The sequence below is a fragment of the Cryobacterium glaciale genome, from assembly GCF_004402535.1.
GTDB classification, from domain to species: domain Bacteria; phylum Actinomycetota; class Actinomycetes; order Actinomycetales; family Microbacteriaceae; genus Cryobacterium; species Cryobacterium glaciale.
The window spans coordinates 105,370-125,231 of sequence record NZ_SOEY01000030.1 but is presented as its reverse complement, the minus strand read 5'-3'; the positions used below and the strand labels follow the sequence as shown (position 1 = coordinate 125,231).

Annotated in this window: 19 protein-coding genes; 11 read left to right on the top strand and 8 right to left on the bottom strand. The window is 66.9% G+C overall.

Features of this window, described 5'->3' with window-relative positions:
* Positions 1-96: 96 nt before the first annotated feature.
* From E3O06_RS15020 to E3O06_RS14995, 6 genes are all read right to left on the bottom strand, one after another.
* Complete coding sequence (locus tag E3O06_RS15020) at positions 97-450, bottom strand: hypothetical protein (protein ID WP_134504188.1); 354 nt, start codon at positions 448-450, stop codon at positions 97-99.
* Positions 443-871 carry a flagellar export chaperone FliS gene (fliS, locus tag E3O06_RS15015; protein ID WP_134504187.1) on the bottom strand — a complete coding sequence of 143 codons (429 nt, stop codon included), beginning with the start codon at positions 869-871 and terminating at the stop codon, positions 443-445. Before fliS ends, E3O06_RS15020 begins: the two co-directional genes overlap by 8 nt.
* 5 nt (positions 872-876) lie before the next feature.
* The gene (gene fliD, locus E3O06_RS15010; protein ID WP_134504186.1) at positions 877-2,256 is read right to left on the bottom strand and encodes a flagellar filament capping protein FliD; all 1,380 of its coding nucleotides are present in this window, start codon (positions 2,254-2,256) and stop codon (positions 877-879) included.
* Positions 2,257-2,436: 180 nt separating this feature from the next.
* Entirely contained in the window at positions 2,437-3,552 is a 1,116-nt protein-coding gene (locus tag E3O06_RS15005) for a flagellin N-terminal helical domain-containing protein (RefSeq protein WP_134504185.1), read from the bottom strand.
* A 239-nt stretch (positions 3,553-3,791) separates the two neighbouring features.
* On the bottom strand, positions 3,792-4,133 hold the full coding sequence (locus tag E3O06_RS15000; protein WP_134504184.1) for a hypothetical protein: 342 nt from the start codon (positions 4,131-4,133) through the stop codon (positions 3,792-3,794).
* 68 nt (positions 4,134-4,201) lie between these two features.
* The gene (locus E3O06_RS14995; protein WP_134504183.1) at positions 4,202-5,032 is read right to left on the bottom strand and encodes a sigma-70 family RNA polymerase sigma factor; all 831 of its coding nucleotides are present in this window, start codon (positions 5,030-5,032) and stop codon (positions 4,202-4,204) included.
* Positions 5,033-5,329: 297 nt separating this feature from the next.
* Here E3O06_RS14995 and E3O06_RS14990 point away from each other — a divergent pair, with 297 nt between their 5' ends.
* Genes E3O06_RS14990 through E3O06_RS14975 form a run of 4 tightly spaced genes read left to right on the top strand, consistent with a single transcriptional unit; the run spans position 5,330 to position 8,607 of the window.
* Entirely contained in the window at positions 5,330-5,815 is a 486-nt protein-coding gene (locus E3O06_RS14990) for a flagellar protein FlgN (RefSeq protein WP_134504182.1), read from the top strand.
* A gap of 33 nt (positions 5,816-5,848) precedes the next feature.
* Positions 5,849-7,291 carry a flagellar hook-associated protein FlgK gene (gene flgK, locus E3O06_RS14985; RefSeq protein ID WP_134504181.1) on the top strand — a complete coding sequence of 481 codons (1,443 nt, stop codon included), beginning with the start codon at positions 5,849-5,851 and terminating at the stop codon, positions 7,289-7,291.
* A 3-nt stretch (positions 7,292-7,294) separates the two neighbouring features.
* On the top strand, positions 7,295-8,212 hold the full coding sequence (flgL, locus tag E3O06_RS14980) for a flagellar hook-associated protein FlgL (RefSeq protein ID WP_134504180.1): 918 nt from the start codon (positions 7,295-7,297) through the stop codon (positions 8,210-8,212).
* Positions 8,209-8,607 carry a flagellar assembly protein FliW gene (locus E3O06_RS14975; protein ID WP_134504179.1) on the top strand — a complete coding sequence of 133 codons (399 nt, stop codon included), beginning with the start codon at positions 8,209-8,211 and terminating at the stop codon, positions 8,605-8,607. The genes flgL and E3O06_RS14975 overlap by 4 nt, the downstream gene beginning before the upstream one ends.
* 204 nt (positions 8,608-8,811) lie before the next feature.
* Here the strand turns inward: E3O06_RS14975 and sufU are convergent, their stop codons facing one another.
* Together sufU and E3O06_RS14965 are read right to left on the bottom strand one after the other, a co-directional pair.
* Entirely contained in the window at positions 8,812-9,312 is a 501-nt protein-coding gene (gene sufU, locus E3O06_RS14970; protein WP_134504178.1) for a Fe-S cluster assembly sulfur transfer protein SufU, read from the bottom strand.
* Positions 9,309-10,649 carry an aminotransferase class V-fold PLP-dependent enzyme gene (locus tag E3O06_RS14965; RefSeq protein WP_134504177.1) on the bottom strand — a complete coding sequence of 447 codons (1,341 nt, stop codon included), beginning with the start codon at positions 10,647-10,649 and terminating at the stop codon, positions 9,309-9,311. Before E3O06_RS14965 ends, sufU begins: the two co-directional genes overlap by 4 nt.
* Positions 10,650-10,759: 110 nt before the next feature.
* Between E3O06_RS14965 and clpS the strand changes: the two genes are divergently transcribed.
* From clpS to E3O06_RS14930, 7 genes are all read left to right on the top strand, one after another.
* Entirely contained in the window at positions 10,760-11,044 is a 285-nt protein-coding gene (gene clpS, locus E3O06_RS14960) for an ATP-dependent Clp protease adapter ClpS (RefSeq protein ID WP_134504176.1), read from the top strand.
* Positions 11,041-11,586 (top strand): DUF2017 family protein, encoded by a 546-nt coding sequence (locus E3O06_RS14955; protein WP_134504175.1) that lies wholly within the window; start codon positions 11,041-11,043, stop codon positions 11,584-11,586. The genes clpS and E3O06_RS14955 overlap by 4 nt, the downstream gene beginning before the upstream one ends.
* 194 nt (positions 11,587-11,780) lie before the next feature.
* Positions 11,781-12,647, top strand: a complete 867-nt coding sequence (locus E3O06_RS14950; RefSeq protein WP_134504174.1) for an FAD binding domain-containing protein — start codon at positions 11,781-11,783, stop codon at positions 12,645-12,647.
* A complete protein-coding gene (locus E3O06_RS14945) occupies positions 12,644-15,529 on the top strand; it encodes a molybdopterin-dependent oxidoreductase (protein WP_241980249.1) in 2,886 nt (961 codons plus the stop codon). Before E3O06_RS14950 ends, E3O06_RS14945 begins: the two co-directional genes overlap by 4 nt.
* Positions 15,530-15,905: 376 nt before the next feature.
* Positions 15,906-17,330, top strand: a complete 1,425-nt coding sequence (gene allB, locus E3O06_RS14940) for an allantoinase AllB (RefSeq protein ID WP_134504173.1) — start codon at positions 15,906-15,908, stop codon at positions 17,328-17,330.
* Positions 17,331-17,382: 52 nt separating this feature from the next.
* A complete protein-coding gene (gene pucL / locus E3O06_RS14935) occupies positions 17,383-18,288 on the top strand; it encodes a factor-independent urate hydroxylase (RefSeq protein WP_134504172.1) in 906 nt (301 codons plus the stop codon).
* A gap of 134 nt (positions 18,289-18,422) precedes the next feature.
* Complete coding sequence (locus tag E3O06_RS14930; RefSeq protein ID WP_134504171.1) at positions 18,423-19,835, top strand: amidohydrolase family protein; 1,413 nt, start codon at positions 18,423-18,425, stop codon at positions 19,833-19,835.
* Positions 19,836-19,862: the final 27 nt, after the last annotated feature.

Genomic DNA, 19,862 nt, shown 5'->3' with positions numbered 1-19,862 from the left:
TCACCCCGATAGAAGCGTTAGGAGTTCGTAGGAACATTCCACAAGTTTGTTGCGCTACGCCGCGATGCCAGTGTTTCACTACCCTCGGACGGGGGGTCACCCGTTCACATCCAGATAAACGGATGCGCGCGCGTCACGCTCCGGAGGCACCGACCGTACCGCCGTGAGGTGCCGGAGGGTGAGGGTTCGCGCCTGCTCGAGTTCACCGATGAGCTTCTGCTGGTTGGTGAGAAGATCCTGCACGCGAACGGCGAGTTCCGCAGGCAGGGCTCCGAGCGCGAGGGGAGGCGTCCAGGCCGGAAGGGTCGGGATGACTCCTCCGTCGGCGTTGGTCGATACCGTCATGGCGCGGGCCGCGTCGTCGAGCGAGAGTTCGAGCGCGTCGAGCGCGGCCGCCCACTGTGCGCGAGCTGCGGCATCCGCTGTGGCGGCTGGCGTGATGCTAGCCAATACCGAGCTCACCGCTCAGGCGTGCGACCGGCGCCGGGGCGGCCGGAAGCATCTCGGCCGCTTCGTGCCAGGTGAGCCGCAGAGGTTCGAGCAGCGAGATGCATTCGTGGGTGCGGGCCGGGTCGCGGTGGGTGTTGGCGCTGACCATGGCGGTCGAGACGTAGGTATAGAGGGAGAAGAGCCCCTCGCCGCCGTCCCAGGCGTCGACGTTGAGCGAGGTGCTCAGCTCCGACACGATGGCCTGGGCGTGAATCAGGTTGTCCGAGGCCATCTGCCAGTCCTGGCGCTGCTGGGCCGCTTCGGCCCGGTTTAGGTCGAGCAGCAGGCGGTCGTAGAGCATGGTGAGCAGGCGAACCGGGGTGGCCGAGAGAACGGCATCGCGGTTGTAGCGCGAGCGCTGGGCGTTGGTTCCCATAGTCATAGTCATCATTTTCCGTTGGAGGCGTTGAGGCCATCGACCTGGGCGGTGAGCCAGGCCGACTGGGCGTTCATGTTGCTGAGCTGAACCTCGAGTGAGGCGTAGGTGCGTTCCAGGCTAGCCCGGCGCGACGTGAGACGAAGGTCCCAGTTGTCGATCTGGGTGCCGAGGCTTTTGACCAGGCTTTCCTGGCCGGTGATCTTGCCGGTGATCATTCCGTCGTACTTATCGGAGGCGCTCGTGGCCGCGGCGGCGACGCGCGACGAGATCTCACTCAGTACCGACTTCACGAACTCGGGGTCGCTCTTCATGGCGGCGGCGAACTTGTCGGCGTCGAATTCTATGGTGCCGGTCTTGGTGATGTTGATGCCGATCTCGCTCGGCGAGCGGCCGCCTACCGGGTACGACGCCGCGTTCAGAATGAGCTGCTTCACGTCGCGCACGGTGCTGTCGCCGCTGAAGACTCCACCGGAGACCACGGCTTTGCCGGTGCTGTCGGTGCTGTTGACCACGGCAGACTTCGTGGAAATCAACGCGAAGAGCGAATTGAGCGAATCGACCAGGGTCTTGGCGATGGTGCTGACCGCGGCGTCGTCTCGGCTGACGCTCACCGTGACCGGGTCGGCCGACACTGCGGAGACCGTGACAGCGACGCCGGGGAGAAGATCGGCGAAGGTGTTCGTCGAGGAGGTGATCGCCTGCTCGGCGGCCGTTCCCTTCCAGAGGGTAACGGAGGCGTCCTGGGCGGTGCGGATGACAGCGGCACCGGGGGCGGTGAGCAGGTTGGTCGAAGTACCGTCGGTCACCATGGCGGAAGTTCCCGCATGCAGGGCGAAGGCGCCGGCCACGCCGGTTTCGCCGGCGACGAGCTGCAGGCGGTACTGCGTAACACCCGCGCCGTCGGTGCCGGAGGCGATTTTCGTGGCGGTGATGCCGGCATCCGCTGTGTTGATGGCGCTGACCACGTCGTCAAGAGAGGTACTGGCGGACGTGATTGAGGTCTTGGTGCCGTCGCTCGCAACGAGGGTGTAATCGACGGTCGACGCCACGGTCATGGCGGCGGTGACGCCGGACTGGGCCTGGGCGAGCTGGGTCACGACGAGGTCGAGCGAGCCCGAGGTCGCGCTGGTCGACGCCGAAGTCGTGACCGTCGACGAGGTGCTCTTCGCCGCGTAGAGGTTGAGGGAGTCGACGGTGACGCTCTTGTTGGCGAGGGTGGCAAGCGAGGCAATGGAACTGTTCAGGCCCTGCAACGCCGTCATGAGGGTGTTCGTGCTGGTGACCTTGGCCTTGAGCAAATTCTGCGGGCCGGCTTCGAGGGTCATCAGGGAGTTGATGAGCGAGGTGGTATCCAGGCCGCTGATCAGGCCATCGACTGCGAGAGACATTGCGTGTCCTTCTGGTTCGTGCGCGCGGCGAGCTGGGGACTGCTGATCAGAGCGGATGCTGCTGCTGCTGCTGCTGCTGTGCAGAAAGCCTGGCAGCAGCCGAGGCGCAAAATTGAGTTCGCGCCTCGGCTGCAGCCAAGCTCAGATCAGGTTCGATCTGGTCGTGCTGTTGTGCCGGTATTACTGGAGCAGCTGCAGAACGCCCGAGTTGGACTGGTTCGCTTGCGCGAGCATGGCGGTACCGGCCTGCGACAGGATGTTCGCCCGGGTGTACTTGACCATTTCCTCGGCCATGTCGGTGTCGCGAATACGCGATCCGGCAGCGCTGAGGTTCTCCTTGGAGACGGCCAGGTTCTTGATGACGCTCTCGAAGCGGTTCTGCGAGGCACCGAGCTCGGCGCGGGCGCTGGAAATGGTGTCGATTTGATTGGTGATGGTGGTGATTGCAGCTGCTGCGCCCGCTGCGCTGGTGAAATTTAGTGCATTCGAACTCGGAACAACCGCTCCGGCGGTCAAGGTTGTGCTCGGATTGGCGGTACCGACCGTGCCGCCGGTCGTCGACTTCACTTCGAGCTTGCCTGCAACGACAGTGGCCTGCAAGTTGCTGGAGAACTGAGCGTTGGCGTTCAACGCAGCAGCGACCTGATCAACATTCGAATACGCTCCGGATGCGGCGAGGGTCGCCGTCACCGTAGTGACAGAGCTGTCCGCGTTCGTCACCGAGAAAGTCTGCGCTCCGCCAGTGGTGGCCGGCGCAACGGTAAACGATGCACCAGCGGGCGAGGTGGTCAGGGCTGTCGCGACACTGGTAACGTCAGCGAGGTCGACGCTAATTTGGTCCGCCGTGTTGGCACCGATTTGGAAGCTCAAGGAGCCGCCCTTGAGTAGGTCGGTCCCGTTGAAGTTCGTCGACGATCCGATGCGGCCAAGTTCTTCGGTGAGCGCCGTGGCTTCGGTAGTGATAGCGGCGCGCGATTCGACGCTGTTCGAGTCGTTGCCGGCCTGAACGGCGAGGTCGCGCATGCGCTGGAGGATTGAGGTGACCTCGTTGAGCGAACCTTCAGCGGTCTGGATGACGCTGATGGCGTCCTGGGCGTTGCGGCTGGCGACCGTGAGGCCACCGACCTGCGACTTCAGGCCCTCTGAGATGGCAAGTCCGGCAGCGTCATCCGCTGCACGGTTGATGCGAAGGCCACTGGAGAGCTTCTCCAGCGACTTCGACAGGTCGTTCTGTGTTGCTGCCAGGTTGCGGTAGGCGTTGTTTGCCGCGACGTTGGTGTTTACCTGCATGCCCATGATGAATCCTCCGTGATTGGGTCAAAGTACGCCGGCCCATCCATGGGCCAGCACCATGAGCTATCGACCGATTGCGATAGCGGGTTAGAAATCTGGGTGAACTGATTTCGTGAAATGAGTCATCCGAACCGAAATGACCGCTGCAGAAATGGGCGACTGCCGTTCACGGCGAGTCACGCATTCCGCAACGGTCAGTACGGGCGGCTGTTGGGCATCCGCTGCCCGAACGTGCGGCAGCCTTACGCCGCGGGGCGCAGCAACTGCAGTACGTCGGAGTTCGACTGGTTGGCCTGGGCGGAGACGGCGGTGACCGGCTGGGTGAGGATGCTCACCCGGGTGAGGTCCACCATCTGCTCGGCCATGGCGTTGTTGGTCAGGCGCGATGCCGCGGCCAGGGTGTTCTCGGCCGAGACCGCACGGGTCTTGCCCTCGAAATTGACGCTGTCGGCAGTGATTGCGGGCTCGGTCGAGGTGATTCCGCTCGAGATGGCAACCGTCGGCTGTGCGAGGCTCGTCTGCGATGCGGCCAGATTGCGGTACGCGTCGGATGCCGAGGTGTTGGTGTTGATCTGCATGTCCATGATGGTTTCTTCCGTGAGGTGTTATGAAGCCGGCCCATCCATGGGCCAGCGCGAAGGGAGGTGCAAATTCAGGAGGCTGCGCTTTCGACCGTGTCGAGCTGCAGGTGCGCAGCAGTGCGGGTCATTCCCACGGTGGCGAGGTCGGCGAGGCGGGCGAGGTAGGCGCTGCGGCGAGCCGGAGCAATGCGGGACTCCGGCTGGTAGGCAGCCGCAGTCTCGATTTCGTCGGCGTAGTGCGTGCTGAGTCCGTCGCGCAGCAGCCGAATGGCCTCGGCGCGCATCTGGGAGACGGCGGAGTGGGTCGTGCCGAGCTCGGCCGCAATGTCTTTGACCGGGCGGTCGTCGAAGTAGATCTGCTCGACGATGGCGCGCATCTTTTCAGGCAGGGCAGCAATGGCCGCACGCAGGTAGACGAGGCGCTCGGTGGAGAGCAGCGACTCTTCGGGCATGGCGGTGTCGGCCACGAGAAACTCCGCGGTCGTGTCGTCGAGGGCCGAGAGGGTGCGGGCCGCGTCGGCCAGGCCGGCCGCAGCGGTCTCGCGGTCGACGCCGAGGGCATCGGCGATCTCACTGACACTCGGCGTGCGGCCGAGGGCGGCCGAGAGAGTCTCCTGCACGGCCAGCGTTTCTTTGATGCGGCGGCGAGCCGAGCGGGTGGCCCAGTCACTCGACCGCATCTCGTCGGCGAAGGCGCCGATGATGCGGCGGCGGGCGAAGGCTCCGAAGGGAACCCCGAGAGCCGGGTCGAAGGCATCGGCTGAAGTAATGAGGGCGACCGCGCCAGCCGACGCGAGGTCGTCGCGGGAGAGGTGGCGGGCCTTGGCCCAGACCTCCGAAACAAGGTAGCCGACGAGGGGCAGATTCTCGACCACCAGGGCGTTGCGATCTGCTCGATTCACTGCGACCCCCGACACTTGCCTGACCCCGTTCACGACGAGTGTGCTGTTCACCCCCGCGCGAGGCACAACAGCCTCGCTGAACAAGCTACCCCCAAACATGGGCGAATGGGTACCAAAACAAGACCCATTTGCAACATTTGGGTCCTATTTTTAGGGGACACGCGCACTCATCGCGGCAACATTGCGGCCGGAATTAGCTAACCGAGCGGTTATTCATGCCGATAGTGGCTTCGAATCGGCTGGAGTGCGCGCACCCGTGTGTCATCGGCCGAGACAAGAATGGTGAACGGAGGGGTCATGGGCGCCAACGAACTATCCGCGCTGCTCTGGCGCGAACGGGAGCTGCTCGAGCTGCTCGTCTTCAAACTCGAAGAGGAACACCTGCTGTTGCAGGGCGGCAAATCCCGCTGGCTGCAACACGCCACTCGCGAGGTCGAACAGGTTCTGGGCCACGTGCGCGAAGCCGGACTCGGACGTTCCGTCGAGGTAGCCGCGCTGGCGACCCAGTGGGGAACCGCCGAAGACGCAACGCTGCGCGAACTCGCCGCCAACGCCCCCGAAGGACCGTGGGGCGAGATCTTCAGCGCACACCTCAAGGCCATGGGCGACCTCACCACCCAGATCAAAGAACTGCGCGACACCAACGAACGTTTCATTCGGGCGGCAGCGCGCTCCACCCAGGAGACGATGACCACGGTCAGCGCCAGCCCCAAGACCTACGACGCGAGCGGGGTGACCGGAACCCCGGTGACCGCCGCACGCATTTTCGACCGCAACCTCTAGCCTGCACGACCAACGAGAAGAACGGAGAACACGGTGAGCACATTCGGTGGCTTGAACACCGCGTACACCGGCCTCGTTGCTGCGCGCCAGGGCCTGAACGTGGTCGGCCAGAACATTGCCAACGCCAACACGGATGGCTATACCCGCCAGCGCATATCGACCTCGGCAATCGGTGCGACGGCCTCGACCGGCGTCTTCTCCCAGGGCGCCCGGGTCGGCGAGGGCGTTGCCATGGACGGCATTGCCCGCCTCGCCAGTGCCCAACTGGATGCCCGCGTGCGGGCGACCGCCGCGACCGCCGGCTATACAGCGGTGCGCGCCAACTCGCTCGCCTCGGTCGAAGACTCGCTCAACGAACCCGGCGAAGATGGCATCTCGGCCAAGCTCGATGAATTCTGGGCCGGCTGGCAGACCCTCGCCAACGGCACCGACACGGCCGCGCCCGCCGCACTGCTGCTCGGCACGGCCGGCGAACTGCTGACCCAGATCTCCGAGGGCTACCAAGCGGTGTCCGACGAGTGGTCAGCGGTGCGCAGCGACCTGAACAACATGGTCTCCGAACTCAACGGTGCTGCCACCCAGGTCGCCGCACTCAACGTGCAGATCCGCCAGACCCTGGCCACCGGCGGCACCGCCAACGAATTACTCGACCACCGCAGCGCCCTCACCACCACGATCGCCGCCCTCACCGGAGCGACCGTCACGGAGCAGGCCGACGGAACGGTAAACGTGCTGGTGGGCGGAAATGCGCTCGTCTCGGGCAGTATCGCTCACCAGATCGGCATCGAGGGATCGCGCGTCATGCCGGACGGCCAGCCCATGAAGCTGGTCTGGTCCGACAACGCCAGCACCCCGGTGACGATGGACGGCGGCGAAATCGCCGGCGCCCTGTCTTTGCTTGGCCCGGCGAACGATGGCTCCGGCGGGGCCCTGGCCGAAGCCGCCGCTTCGTATAACGCCTTTGCGAGCGAGCTGGCCACGAAGGTCAACGCCATCTACTCGACCGGCTACACCCAATCCGGCGAGACCGGCAAGGCCTTCTTCGCCGTGTCCCTGGTTGCACCCGCCGCGCAGGGTCTCAGTATCGTGCCGACGGCATCCGCTGATATGGCCGTTGCCGCCCAAAACGCCGGCGCTTACGACGGCTCGATAGCGGATGCGATCGCCCAGCTCGGCGCCGGATTCGCGGCCAACGCAGACGGCAGCGCGATTGTGTCGCCCAGCACCACGTGGTCGGACTTCGTGACGAAGACCGGCGTGCTCACGCAGACCGAGCTGCAATCGGCGGCGCTGGCCAGCTCCACCGCGTCGGGCGCTGCAAACCAGCAGCTCGCCAACTCCTCGGTCGACCTCGACGAAGAAAACGTGAACCTGCTCATGTTCCAGCACGCGTACCAGGGGGCGGCCCGCATGATGACGGCCGTCGACGAAATGCTTGACACTCTGATCAATCGCACCGGATTGGTCGGGAGGTAGCTCATGGTCGAGAGAGTGACCACCCAGACGCAGATGCGCTCCGCCCAGCGCAACCTGCAGGCGAACATGACGCACCTTGCGCGGTTGCAGGAGCAGGCCAGCACGCTCAAAACCATCAATCGTTCGTCCGACGACCCCACCGCTGCCGCCGCTGCCATGTCGGTGCGCGCCGAGATGCGCGCGGTCGACCAGTACAGCGCCAACGCCGACAACGGCATCGACTGGCTGACCACGATCGAATCGTCGCTCAGTTCGGTGTCTGACATCATGAACCGGGTGCGCGACCTCACCGTGCAGGGCGCGAACTCCGGCTCCCTCTCGGCGACGGCCAAGGAAGCCATCGCCATTGAGATCGAGGGGCTCAAGACCGACCTTCTGACCCAGGCCAACACGAAGTTTCTCGGGCGCAGCGTCTTCGCCGGCAACTCTGACGACACCACAGCGTTCAAAACCGTGACAGAGAACGGATCGGTGACCTATGCGTTCGCCGGCGACACGACGGGCGCGGGCAGCGTCGAACGGCGCATCAGCGCCACCAGCACCGTGCGAGTCGATGCGGAGGGCGGCACCATCTTCGGTACCGGCGACGACACGGTGTTCAAACTGCTCGACGACATCGTGGCCGACCTGCGATCGACCGCACCAGTGAATGTGGGCGCCCGCCTCGGTGCTCTCGACGATCGGATGGCCATCATGACCGGCCAGCGCAGTGAGATTGGCGCCCGCCAGGTGCAGATGGAACGCGCACAGTCAACCCTGCTCGAAAAGACCGGAACACTGGATGCCCAACGGTCCGGCATCGAAGACGCCGACCTGGGCCAGGTCATCATCGATTTGAAACTGCAGGAAGTGACCTACCAGGCCGCCCTCGCGGTTACCGCCCGTGTACTTCAACCAACCCTGATGGACTTTCTCTCATGACCACTACCCTCACCAGCCCCACCCTCAGCTTCGTCTCTCCCCCGCCCGGGCTGGCGCCGCTCACCGATTTCGTGCTCAACGAGATCGAAGGGGCGGCTGGGCTGTACTCGCTGCAGGCATCCGCTCAGCCGACCACGCGCTTGTTCGTGCTCGACGCGGCCATCTTTCTACCGAACTACACCCCCGCGATCTCGAGCGAGCAGTCCATTGCCCTGTCGTTGACAACCCCCGACGACGCCCTCGTGCTCGTCGTCGTCAACCCGGGCGAGAGCACCACGACCGTGAATCTGATGGCCCCCATCGTCGTCAACGCCCGCACCGGCGCCTGCGCCCAGCTCATTCTCGATGACCAGGACTGGCCCCTGCACGCCGAGCTCGGTACCGGCGACAACTAGCTCGTTCGGGGCGCGTTCCGGCCTCCCCCACTTTCCGGGCCCGGGCCCGGAAAGTGGGCCCAGGCTAGATCATGGGCCCGGTTTCCGGGCCCGGGCCCGGTCACAGTGAGGCACGAGCTCAGGCGCCCAGCTCTCAGCTCTCAGCTCTCAGCTCTCAGCTCTCAGCGCCCAGCGCCCAGCTCCCAGCTCCCAGCTCCCAGCAGGCTAGTGCGATTCAGCCTCGATCAGCTCCGCCCCGAGGAGTGCTGCCTCGAACGCGACCCAGGGCAGCATTGCGCATTTAACGCGGGCCGGGTAGCGCGAGACTCCCCCGAAGGCGGCGGCGTCGCCGAGAATCTCTTCGTCGGGCTCGATCTTTCCGCGGGAGCGCAGCATCTCCCGAAAGTTGTCGAGCAGGGCACGTGCTTCGGTCGCGCTGAGGCCGCGCAGGGTGTCGGTGAGAATCGAAGCGGATGCCTGCGAGATGGAACAGCCATCGCCGGTCCAGACCAATTCGGTGACGGTTTCGTCATCAGAACCCAGCGACACGCGCAGGGTGACCTCATCGCCGCAGCTCGTGTTGATCTGGTGCGATTCGGCCACGCGCAGGCAGCTCGCGGCGCCGAGCGCGACGGCGTCGGCCAGCGGCGCCAGGTCGCCGCTTCCGTGCCGGGCCTTGGAGTGCTCGAGAATGATCGTCTGGTACAGCTGCTGCAGGTCGCTCATCGCGTGACTCCAAAGAACGGTGCGACCTCGGCGAGGGTGGCCAGGAACAGGTCGACCTCGTCGGTCGTGTTGTAGAGATAGGTGCTCGCTCGAGTCGACGCGGTCACGCCCAGCCGGCGATGCAACGGCTGAGCGCAGTGGTGGCCGACCCGCACGGCGATGCCGGCATCGTCGAGAAACTGGCCGACATCGTGCGCGTGCACCCCGGCGACGTCGAAGGCGGCCAGTCCCAGCCGTTCAACGCCGAGGCCGGGGCCGAGCAGGCGCACACCGGGGATCTCGGCGAGGCCGGAGACCAGACGCTGGCCGAGCTGGGCTTCCCAGTCGTGCACCCTCCGCATGCCGGTCTCGCTCAGGTAATCAACGGCCGCGGCCAGCGCGATGGCCTGCGAGATGCGCTGGGTGCCGGCCTCGAAGCGCTGCGGCGGCGCCAGGAACTCAGCTTTCTCCATGTCGACGGTCGTGATCATCGACCCGCCGGTGAGGAACGGCGGCATGCCGGCGAGCAGTTCGGCCTTGCCGTAGAGCGCACCGATGCCGGTCGGTCCGAGCATCTTGTGACCGGAGAAGACGGCGAAGTCCACGTCGAGCGCCGTGACGTCGACCGGCAGGTGCGGCACGGTCTGGCAGGCGTCGAGCACGACGAGGGCCCCGAACTTGCGGGCGAGGGCCACGAGTTCGGCGACGGGGTTGATGGTTCCGGTGACGTTGGAGCCGTGGGTGAAGGCGAGCAGTCTCGTGTGCGGTCCGACAACATCCGCTGCGGCGATGAGGTCGAGGGTGCCGTCGTCGAGCACGGGAATGTAGCGCAGGGTGGCGCCGGTGCGCAGCGCGAGTTGCTGCCACGGAATGAGGTTGGCGTGGTGTTCCATCTCGGTGACCACGATTTCGTCGCCGGCGCCGAGGCTGAAGCGGCGGGCGGCCGGGCCCCCCAGACCGAGCGAGGCATTGGAGAAGCTGTAGGCCACCAGGTTGATGGCCTCGGTGGCGTTGGAGGTCCACACGATCTCATCGGTCTGGGCGCCGACGAACGCGGCGACCTTCTCACGGGCCGCTTCGAAAGCCTCGGTCGCCTCGACGGCGAGCGTGTGGGCGCCGCGATGCACAGCGGCGTTGCGCTGCTCGTAGTACTCCTGCTCCGCTTCCATCACGCTGATCGGGTTCTGCGAGGTCGCGCCCGAGTCGAGATAGGTGAGCGGATGCCCGTTCACCGTTTGGTGCAGCACCGGAAAGTCGTTTCGGATGCGCTCAACGTCGATGTTGGTCAGCGGGGCCAGCTCCGGGTGCTGGGCGCGGGGTGCCGGGGAGATTGCGGACGATGGTGCTGAGGACGTCATACCCCAAGGATATTCCTTCACCCCAAGCCCGTGCGCCGCGCAGCCGAGTATGACGCAGCGGGTGAGAGAAGGCGGTGGAAAACCCGGCCGGAGCGTGTGAGGCTTAAGGGGTGACCAGGACTGCCGAACAGACCGAGCTCCGCGAGGCGGTGTCGCTCGACCGACCGTGGGTGACTCTCGTCTGGGACGACCCGGTCAACCTCATGTCCTACGTCGCCTACGTCTTTCGCAGCTACTTCGGCGTCACCCCCGAGCAGGCCGAACGACTCATGCTGCAGGTGCACAACACCGGGCGCGCCGTCGTCGCGACCGGAAATCGCGAATCAATGGAACGCCACGTCGAAGCTATGCACGGCTACGGCCTCTGGGCGACCCTCGCCAAGGCCGAGGAATGAGCGGACCGCAGCGGTTCATCCCGCAGGAGTCCGGTGTGCTGCTCGGCCGATTCGCACCGATGGAGGCTGACCTGTTGCGCCTCGCCACCACCCAGCTGCTGGAGATGCTCGACTCCGGCGCCGCCGACCTCGGGGTCGCCGCGAGCGACGGCGTGTTCGGCCGTCTGTTGCCCGCTGCCTACCGCGACGATGACGAAGCGGCGGCCGAGTTCCGCCGCTTCACCGCGCCCGGCCTGCTCGAACGCAAGGCGCAGAACGCCCAGATCGTGCTGGGCTCGCTCGGTGTCGGTGCCGGCGAAACGGATGCCGCCACCCAGACTGACAGCGCAGACCGCCAGCCGGTCACGATCATCCTCGACGAGGGCGCCGTGCAGGCCTGGCTCCGCAGCCTCACCGACCTGCGCCTGACCCTCGCCGACCGGTTGCAGATCTCCCCCGACGGTATCGTGCACCTCGAAGGCGCCGACACGCCGTTCCTGCGCGAACTCTACGAATGGCTCGGCATGCTGCAGGAGGACCTCGTCTACGCGATCGACGTCTGACTCTCCCAGGGGTCGATCGGCGCGAAATCCGCCCGAAATCGGGGCGTTACTCTGACACCAGCGGGTGAGGTAACCTGCTCTGTAATTCACAACGACTGTGATACCCACTATCGTGCGCCCATGGTCGCTCGCACGGCTAATCCGGCCACGCTCCGCCAGACCAGCGCGGCCTCCCCGGAACCCGACGGAGCCCCATGGACCTCAGTACGGTCACCCGCATCATCCCGGCTCGGCAGCGCAGCGACCTGGACGCACTCGGGCCGACGGTCGTGCCGCTGGCCGGCGGATCCGAGCTGTTCGCCGACCCGCGCTCCCACCTCCGGGGACTCGTCGATCTGCAGACCTTCGGGTGGCCGGCGCTGACGATCACCGACAATGACGATGACGGCGAAGATGACGGCGGCGCGGGCCTCGAGATTGCCGCGACCTGCACCCTCGCCGAACTCTCCCGGCTGCCACGGCAGGCGGGGTGGGCGGCGCATCCGCTGTTCTATCAGTGCTGCACCGCCCTGTTCGGTTCGTTCAAGGTGTGGAATGTGGCGACGGTCGGCGGCAACCTGGCCACCTCACTTCCGGCCGGGCCCATGATCACCCTCGCGGTCGCGCTCGACGCCGAGCTGCTGGTCTGGCACGGTGACGGCAGCGACGAGGTCGTACCGGCCCGATCGTTCGTCACCGGCAATATGACCAATGTGCTCGGTTCCACCGACGTGCTGCGCTCCATTCGAGTGCCGCTGAGGTCGTTGCAGGCCACCACGGCGTATCGCAAGATTGCCCTGTCACCGCTCGGACGCTCGGGCGCTGTGCTGGCCGGGCGGGTCGACGTTGATACCGACGGCGTAAACGGCGCCTTCGTGCTCACGGTCACGGCCGCGACGCTGCGCCCGGTGCAGTTGCGCTATCCGCAGCTGCCCACCGCCGAGGAGCTGGCCCGCGACATTGCGGCGATCGACTGCTGGTTCACGGATGCCCACGGCACGGCCGACTGGCGACGCGCGATGGGCCTGCTGCTCGGCGAAGAGATTCGCGCCGAACTCGCCGGTCTGGGAAGCCGCTCATGACGTTGGAACAGGCCGCGATGCTCGCCACCGTCATTTTCGAGGTCAACGGCACCCCGCTCGAGGCGACGCCGACACCCGGCCAGTGCCTGCGCACGCTGTTGCGCGAGCACGAGCACTTCGAGGTGAAGAAGGGCTGCGACACCGGCGATTGCGGTGCCTGCACTGTGCAGATCGACGGCACGCCCGTGCACTCCTGCATCTACCCCGCGTTCCGGGCGGCCGGCAAGCAGATCACGACCGCGGCCGGCCTCGGCCAGCCCGGCAGCCTCGCCCCGGTGCAGCAGCGTTTCGTCGACGCCGCGGGCTTTCAATGCGGCTTCTGTACGCCCGGCATGGTCGTCACCGCCGCCGCGATCGAAGCGGATGCCGTCCTCGACGTCGACGAGTCACCCGGCCTGCCCGACCTTCCCCGACTGCTCGACCTTCCCCGCCTGCTCGATCTTCCCCGACTACTCAAGGGCAACCTTTGCCGCTGCACCGGCTACCGCTCGATCACCGACGCGATCGTCGGCCAGCACACGCCGCCGGAAGGCTCCCGCCACGCGGCGCCGTGGCGCGATCACGCCGAAGCCTCCACGCTCGGCCCGGTGCGGGCGACCGGCCGAGCCGGCGACGCCGTCGGCGCGGTCGGTACCTCCCCCGGGGCACTCAACGGGGAGCGCGTGGTCAGCGGGCTTGAGCCGTACACCCTCGACGTGGCTGTTCCCGGGCTGCTGCACCTCGCTGTGCTGGGTAGTCCGCACGCGCACGCGCGCATCCGCTCTCTCGATGCCACCAGGGCGGCCGCACTGCCGGGCGTGCACCGCGTGCTCGCCCACGCCGACTCCCCCCGCACCCTGTACTCGACGGCGCGGCACGAGAGCCGGTTCGACGATCCAGACGACACCCTGGTTTTCGATCAAACCCTGCGCTTTCGCGGGCAACGGGTCGCGGCGGTCGTGGCCGCCTCGGTGGCGATCGCCGAGGCCGCCTGTCGACTGATCGAGGTCGAGTACGACCTGCTCGCCGCCGTGTTCGACCCGCAACTGGCCCTCGAACCCGGCGCCGCGCTCGTGCACGGCGACAAGGACCCGGTCGTCTCCCGCCTGGCCGACCCTGATCGCAACCTCGTGGCCGAGCTGCACGGCGAATACGGCTCCGTCGAGGCCGGCCTGGTCGAGGCGACGACCGTCGTCTCGGGCAGCTGGCAGACCCAGCGCATTTCGCACACCCACCTGGAAACCCACGCCACGATCGGCTGGCTCGACAATGATCGACTGGTGCTGCGCACGAGTTCGCAGGTTCCCTTCCTGGTGCAGAAGGAGATCTGCCGCCTGTTCGACCTCGACCCGGCCGCGGTGCGGGTGTTCACTGCACGAGTTGGCGGCGGCTTCGGCGGCAAGCAGGAGCTGCTCACCGAAGACCTCGTCACCCTCGCGGTACTGAAAACCGGGCGACCGGTGCAATACGAATTCACCCGCACCGACGAGCTCACTATCGCCCCGGTGCGGCACCCGATGACGATCGATGTGACCCTGGGCGCTACGGCCGACGGCCGCCTCACCGCCCTGAAACTGGGCGTGCTCGCCGACACCGGCGCCTACGGCAACCACGCTCCCGGCGTGCTGTTCCACGGCACGAGCGAATCCGTCGCGCTCTACAACGTGCCCAACAAGCGCGTGGATGCCCAGAGTGTCTACACGAACAACCCACCGTCGGGCGCCTTCCGCGGCTACGGCCTCGGCCAGATCATCTTCGCGATCGAGTGCGCCCTCGACGAACTGGCCCGCGAACTCCACCTGGACCCGTTCGAACTGCGCCGGCTCAACTCGGTGCGACCCGGGGACGCTCTCGTGGTCACCCACGAAGAAGGGCCCGACCTCGTCTTCGGCAGCTACGGCCTCGACCAGTGTCTCGACCTCGCCGAAGCGGCCCTCGAACGCGGCAATCGGGCCGCCGTTCCAACCGGGGCGCCGTGGCAGGTCGGCACCGGCATGGCGTCGTCGATGATCGCGACGACGCCGCCGCGGGGCCACCGCTCACAGGCATCCGTTCAGCTGATGCCCGGCGGCCGCTATCTGGTGCGGGTCGGCACCACCGAATTTGGCAACGGCACCACGACCGTGCACGCGCAGATCGCCGCGACGGCGCTCAGCACCACCCTGGATCGCATCGACCTGGTGCACTCCGACACGGATGCCGCCGGCTACGATTCCGGCGCGTTCGGCTCGGCCGGCGTCGTCGTGGCCGGCAAGGCCGTGCTCGCCGCCGCGACCGCGCTGGCCGAATCGCTCGTCGCGGCCGCGGCGTCGTTCAGCGGGGCCAATGACCTGGCCTGGCAGCTCGAGCGTGACGGGCTGCGTTCGGCCGGTACGAGTGTCTCGCTCGATGAGCTCGCGGAGTGGGCCGGGGCCAACGACGTCGACCTCACCGCCACGCGCCGCGAAGACGGAGCGCTGCGCTCGCTCGCCTTCAACGTGCACGCGTTTCGGGTGGCTGTGAACACCGACACCGGCGAGGTGCGCATTCTGCAGAGCATTCAGGCCGCGGATGCCGCCTTCGTGATGAACCCGGAGCAGTGCCGCGGGCAGATCGAGGGCGGGGTCGCGCAGGCACTCGGCACCGCCCTGTTCGAGGAGGTCGTGCTCGACGGCGCCGGCACCGTGACGACCAGGGTGCTGCGCAACTACCACGTGCCCCAGCTCGCGGACCTGCCGGTCACCGAAGTGTATTTTGCGCAGAGTCACGACGTGCTCGGGCCGTACGGCGCCAAGTCGATGAGCGAGTCCACCTATAACCCGGTCGCGCCGGCGCTGGCCAATGCGGTGCGCGACGCGATCGGCATCCGTCCCACCGAGCTGCCGATGTCGCGCGATCGCATTTGGCGCCTGCTGCACGGCTGAGCGAATGCCGCCGCGCGGTTCGCGCAGACCGGCTCGCGCGGGTCAATGGCGGGCTCGGCGGGCTCGACCAACGGATTCGATCGCGGCGCGCAGACTGGCTCGCGTGGCAACAGGCCGGCTCCAGTACAAAGCGGCGGGTCAGTCCCCACACCGCCCGTACGTTCTGCCGGTAAATTTCACGACACGCCGTCACTTCACTTGGTTTTGCACGGCGTGTCGCAATTCTAACCGGCATAACGTACACCTCGGAGGAGCGGCGGGGCCAATATTTCGGCCGGATCACGGAGCATGTCAGACACGTTTCCAAACCCCCGAATGGGCCTGATCCGTTTTCAGTAGGGTGAAATCAGGCGCCAGAACCCCTCGAGAGGACCGCATGACCTACCCCGATCTCGTCATCCGCTCCGAGCGCGTGTTAACCTCGCAGGGTTTCATTCCGGCCGCTGTCTGCGTGTCGAAAGGCGTCATCACCGCGATCCTGCCGATCGATTCGGTCATCGAAGGCCCGCCCGAAACGGATGCTGCGGCTCCTTTCGACACAATCCCGCTTCGCCAGGTGCGGCTCGCGCTCGACGAGGTCCTCATCCCCGGCCTCGTCGACACTCACGTGCACGTGAATGAACCCGGCCGCACCGAGTGGGAGGGTTTCGCGAGCGCGACCCTCGCCGCCTGTGCCGGCGGGGTCACCACGATCATCGACATGCCGCTCAACAGCGTGCCGCCGACGGTGTCGGTGACCGCGCTGGAATGCAAACGCCGGGCGGCCGGCGCGAAGGCATCCGTTCATGTCGGGTTCTGGGGCGGAGCGATTCCGGCCAACCTCGGCACTCTGCGCGAACTGCACGACGCCGGGGTGTTCGGGTTCAAGGCGTTCCTCTCGCCGAGCGGGGTCGACGAGTTTCCGCACCTGTCGTTGGAACAGTTGGAGGCGGCCGCCACCGAGATCGCCGCATTCGACGGGCAGCTGCTCGTGCACGCCGAGGATCCGGACGTACTCGACGCCGCAGTGAACGGCGGCGGCGACGGCTACCGCGACTTCATGGCGAGCAGGCCGCCGGAGGCCGAGACGACCGCGATCGAGCACGTCATCGAGATCGTGCAGCGCACCGGTGTGCGCGCCCACATTCTGCACCTCTCGTCGGCCCGGTCGCTGCCGCTGCTCGCCGCGGCCAAAGCCGCCGGCCTGCCGATCACCGCCGAAACCTGCCCGCACTACCTCTATTTTGCGGCGGAGTGCATTCCCGACGGCGCTACAAGCTACAAGTGCTGTCCGCCGATTCGCGATGAGGCCAACCGGGCGCTGCTCTGGGCCGGCCTGGGCGACGGCACGATCGACTTCGTGGCCTCCGACCACTCCCCGGCCACCCGCGAACTCAAACTCGGCCACGGCGGGGACTTCGGCCTTGCCTGGGGCGGGATCTCCGGCCTGCAGCTCAGCCTCGCCGCCGTCTGGTCGGCCGGCCGTGCACGCGACGTCGCCCTCGAGCAGGTCGTCGAGTGGATGAGCGCGGCCCCGGCCCGCTTCGTCGGCCTGGCCGGTCTCGACGGGGCGGCCGGTCTCGAAGGACGGGCAGGCAAGGGCGCCATCGCGGTCGGAGCGGATGCCGACCTCGTCGCGTTCGCCCCCGACGAGCCGTTTCTGGTCGATGCCGCAACCCTGCGCCACAAGAACAAGGTGAGTGCCTTCGACGGCGCACTGCTGGTCGGGCGGGTGCGCACGACCTGGCTGGCCGGCCTCGAAGTGTTCTCGGTGCACGACGATGTGGCCGGGCCGCCGACGGGGGCGCTTCTCGTGCGGTGACCGGCGGCATCCGCTGTGCAGATTCATTCGAACAACCCGCAAGGAGCACAACATGACGATCGTTCTCGGATCCAACCGGTATGGCAAGGCGGAGAACCGTATCGTGCGGATCTATCGGGACACGCCGCGGCACGAGATTCACGATGTGAGCGTGTCGACGGCCCTGCACGGCGATTTCGCGGCTGCCCACCTGGTGGGCGATCAGCTGCACGTACTGCCGACCGACACGCAAAAGCAGACCGCCTATTCCTTCGCGAAGGAGAAGGGGCTGCTCTCGATCGAGAGCTACGGCATCGACCTCGCCACCCACTTCGTCGACCACATCGAGCCGGTGGCCGGGGCGCGGATCGAGATCGAGGAGTTCGCCTGGGAACGCGTGGTCGTCGACGGCGCCGAGCACAACCACACCTGGGTGCGGCGCGGCCAGGAAGTGCGCACAGCGGCCATCTCGGTCGAAGGCACCGGGCCAGCGCAGCAGGTCTGGGTGGTCGGCGGGCTGAAAGACCTCGTCATTCTCAAGTCGACCGGATCGGAATTCGCCGGGTTCATGCAGGATCCGTACACGCTGCTGCAACCGACCAACGACCGGGTGATGGCGACCTCCGTCACCGCGGGCTGGCGGTTCATGACCACCGACGTTGATTGGGAAGCGACCTACGCCGGCATCAAGCAGATTCTGATCACCCAGTTCGCGACCGTGCATTCCCTGGCACTGCAGCAGACGCTGTACCGCATGGGCGAGGCCGTACTCGAGGCATACCCGTTCATCGCCGAGATTCGGCTGTCGGCGCCGAACAAACACCACTTTCTGTACGACCTGTCGCCGTTCAACGTGGCGAACAACGACGAGGTCTACCACGCCGCCGACCGGCCCTATGGCCTGATCCAGGCCACGATCACCCACGATGACGCGCCCGACGCCGGCCCGGCCTGGGACTCGTACACCGGGCTGGTCTAGGTCCTGTCGCGAGGCCGTTTCGGGCCGGGTTCTGCGGGGGTGCGTGCAGGACCGCAGAGATTCAGGCTTCAGTCGCCGCCCGAACCGGGCCACGATGCCGGTTTTGCGGCGGAGAGACGGTAATCTCCGCTGTTGTGCACAGAACCATTTCGCCCAAGGTCTTTCGCGGCCATATTTTTCACATCGCCGGCGCTCCCACGGTTGCCGAGGCCCGTTCGCAACTCGTCTCGGTGCCCGACGGCGCCCTCGTCACGGATATCGACGGCACGATCGCCTGGGTCGGCCCCTTCAGTGAACTGCCGGCGGACTTCGCCGCGCTGTCGGTGACCCGCGCCGGGTTCATCCTGCCAGGGTTCGTCGACACCCACATCCATTTTCCGCAGACCTACACAACGGATTCCTACGGCGGCGGCCAGCTGCTCGAATGGCTCGACGAGTGCGTGTTCCCGGCCGAGTCCCGGCTGGAGGACCCGGGGTTCGCCCGCCAGGTGGCGCGCGATTTCACGCGGCGGCGGGCATCCGTTGGCACGACGAGTGCGCTCGTGTTCGGGTCGGCCTTCGCGCCAGCGCAGGACGCCCTGTTCGAAGAAACGCAGGCGGCCGGCCTGCGACTGGTGAGCGGTCGCGGCATCCAGACCGTCGGCACCGACTCCGCCCGCGCGCTGCTCACGAGCGAGCAGACCGCTCTCGAGCTCACGGCGTCCGAGATCGACCGCTGGCACGCCGTCGACACCGATAACGCCCAGACCGCGCTGCTGCAGGTCGCGATCGTGCCGCGATTCAGCCTCTCGGTGACGCCGACGACCCTGGCCGGGCTCGGCGAGCTCTACGACTCGGTGCGCGGGCGCGGCGTGTACTTTCACAGCCATCTCAACGAGAACGACCGGCCAAGCACCGGCGAGATCGACGCGGTGCGGTCGGCGTACGGTACCGAGAACTACCTCGACACCTACGACGGATGCTTCCTGCCGCGCTCGGCCCGCGGCGGCTCGTCGCTGCTCGGGCCGCGCAGCATCCTTGCCCACGCCGTGCACTGCCAGGACAGCGAGCTGGCCCGTCTCGCCGACACCGGCACGTCGATCGCGCACTGCCCCACCTCGCAGGCGTTCCTCGGCTCCGGCACCATGCCGTGGCGCCGTACGACCGCGTTCGGCGTGAACGTCGCGATCGGAACGGATGTCGGCGGCGGCGACGAATGGCTCGTCGCGCGGGTGCTCAACGATTGCTACAAGGCACATTTGTCCGAGCCCGGCGATGCCGGCGTGGCCCTCGACCCGGCCGCACTGCTCTTCACCGGAACGCTCGCCGGGGCGCGCGCCCTCGACATGGAGGCGCGGTTCGGCAATTTCGACCTCGGCAAGGACGCGGATCTGCTGCTCATCGACCCGGACCGCTGGGAACCGCTCGCCCTCGTGCTGGCGAACGCGGTGCGCGCCGATGACGCCGCGCTGGCCGCCGAACAAACCCTGTTCGCGCTGCTGCTCGCCCTGCGCGAGAGCGCGATCACCGGCGTCTACGTGCGCGGTCGCCGCGTGAGCGTGGAGTAGTCGGTCCCCTGCCGCATCCGCTCGCCG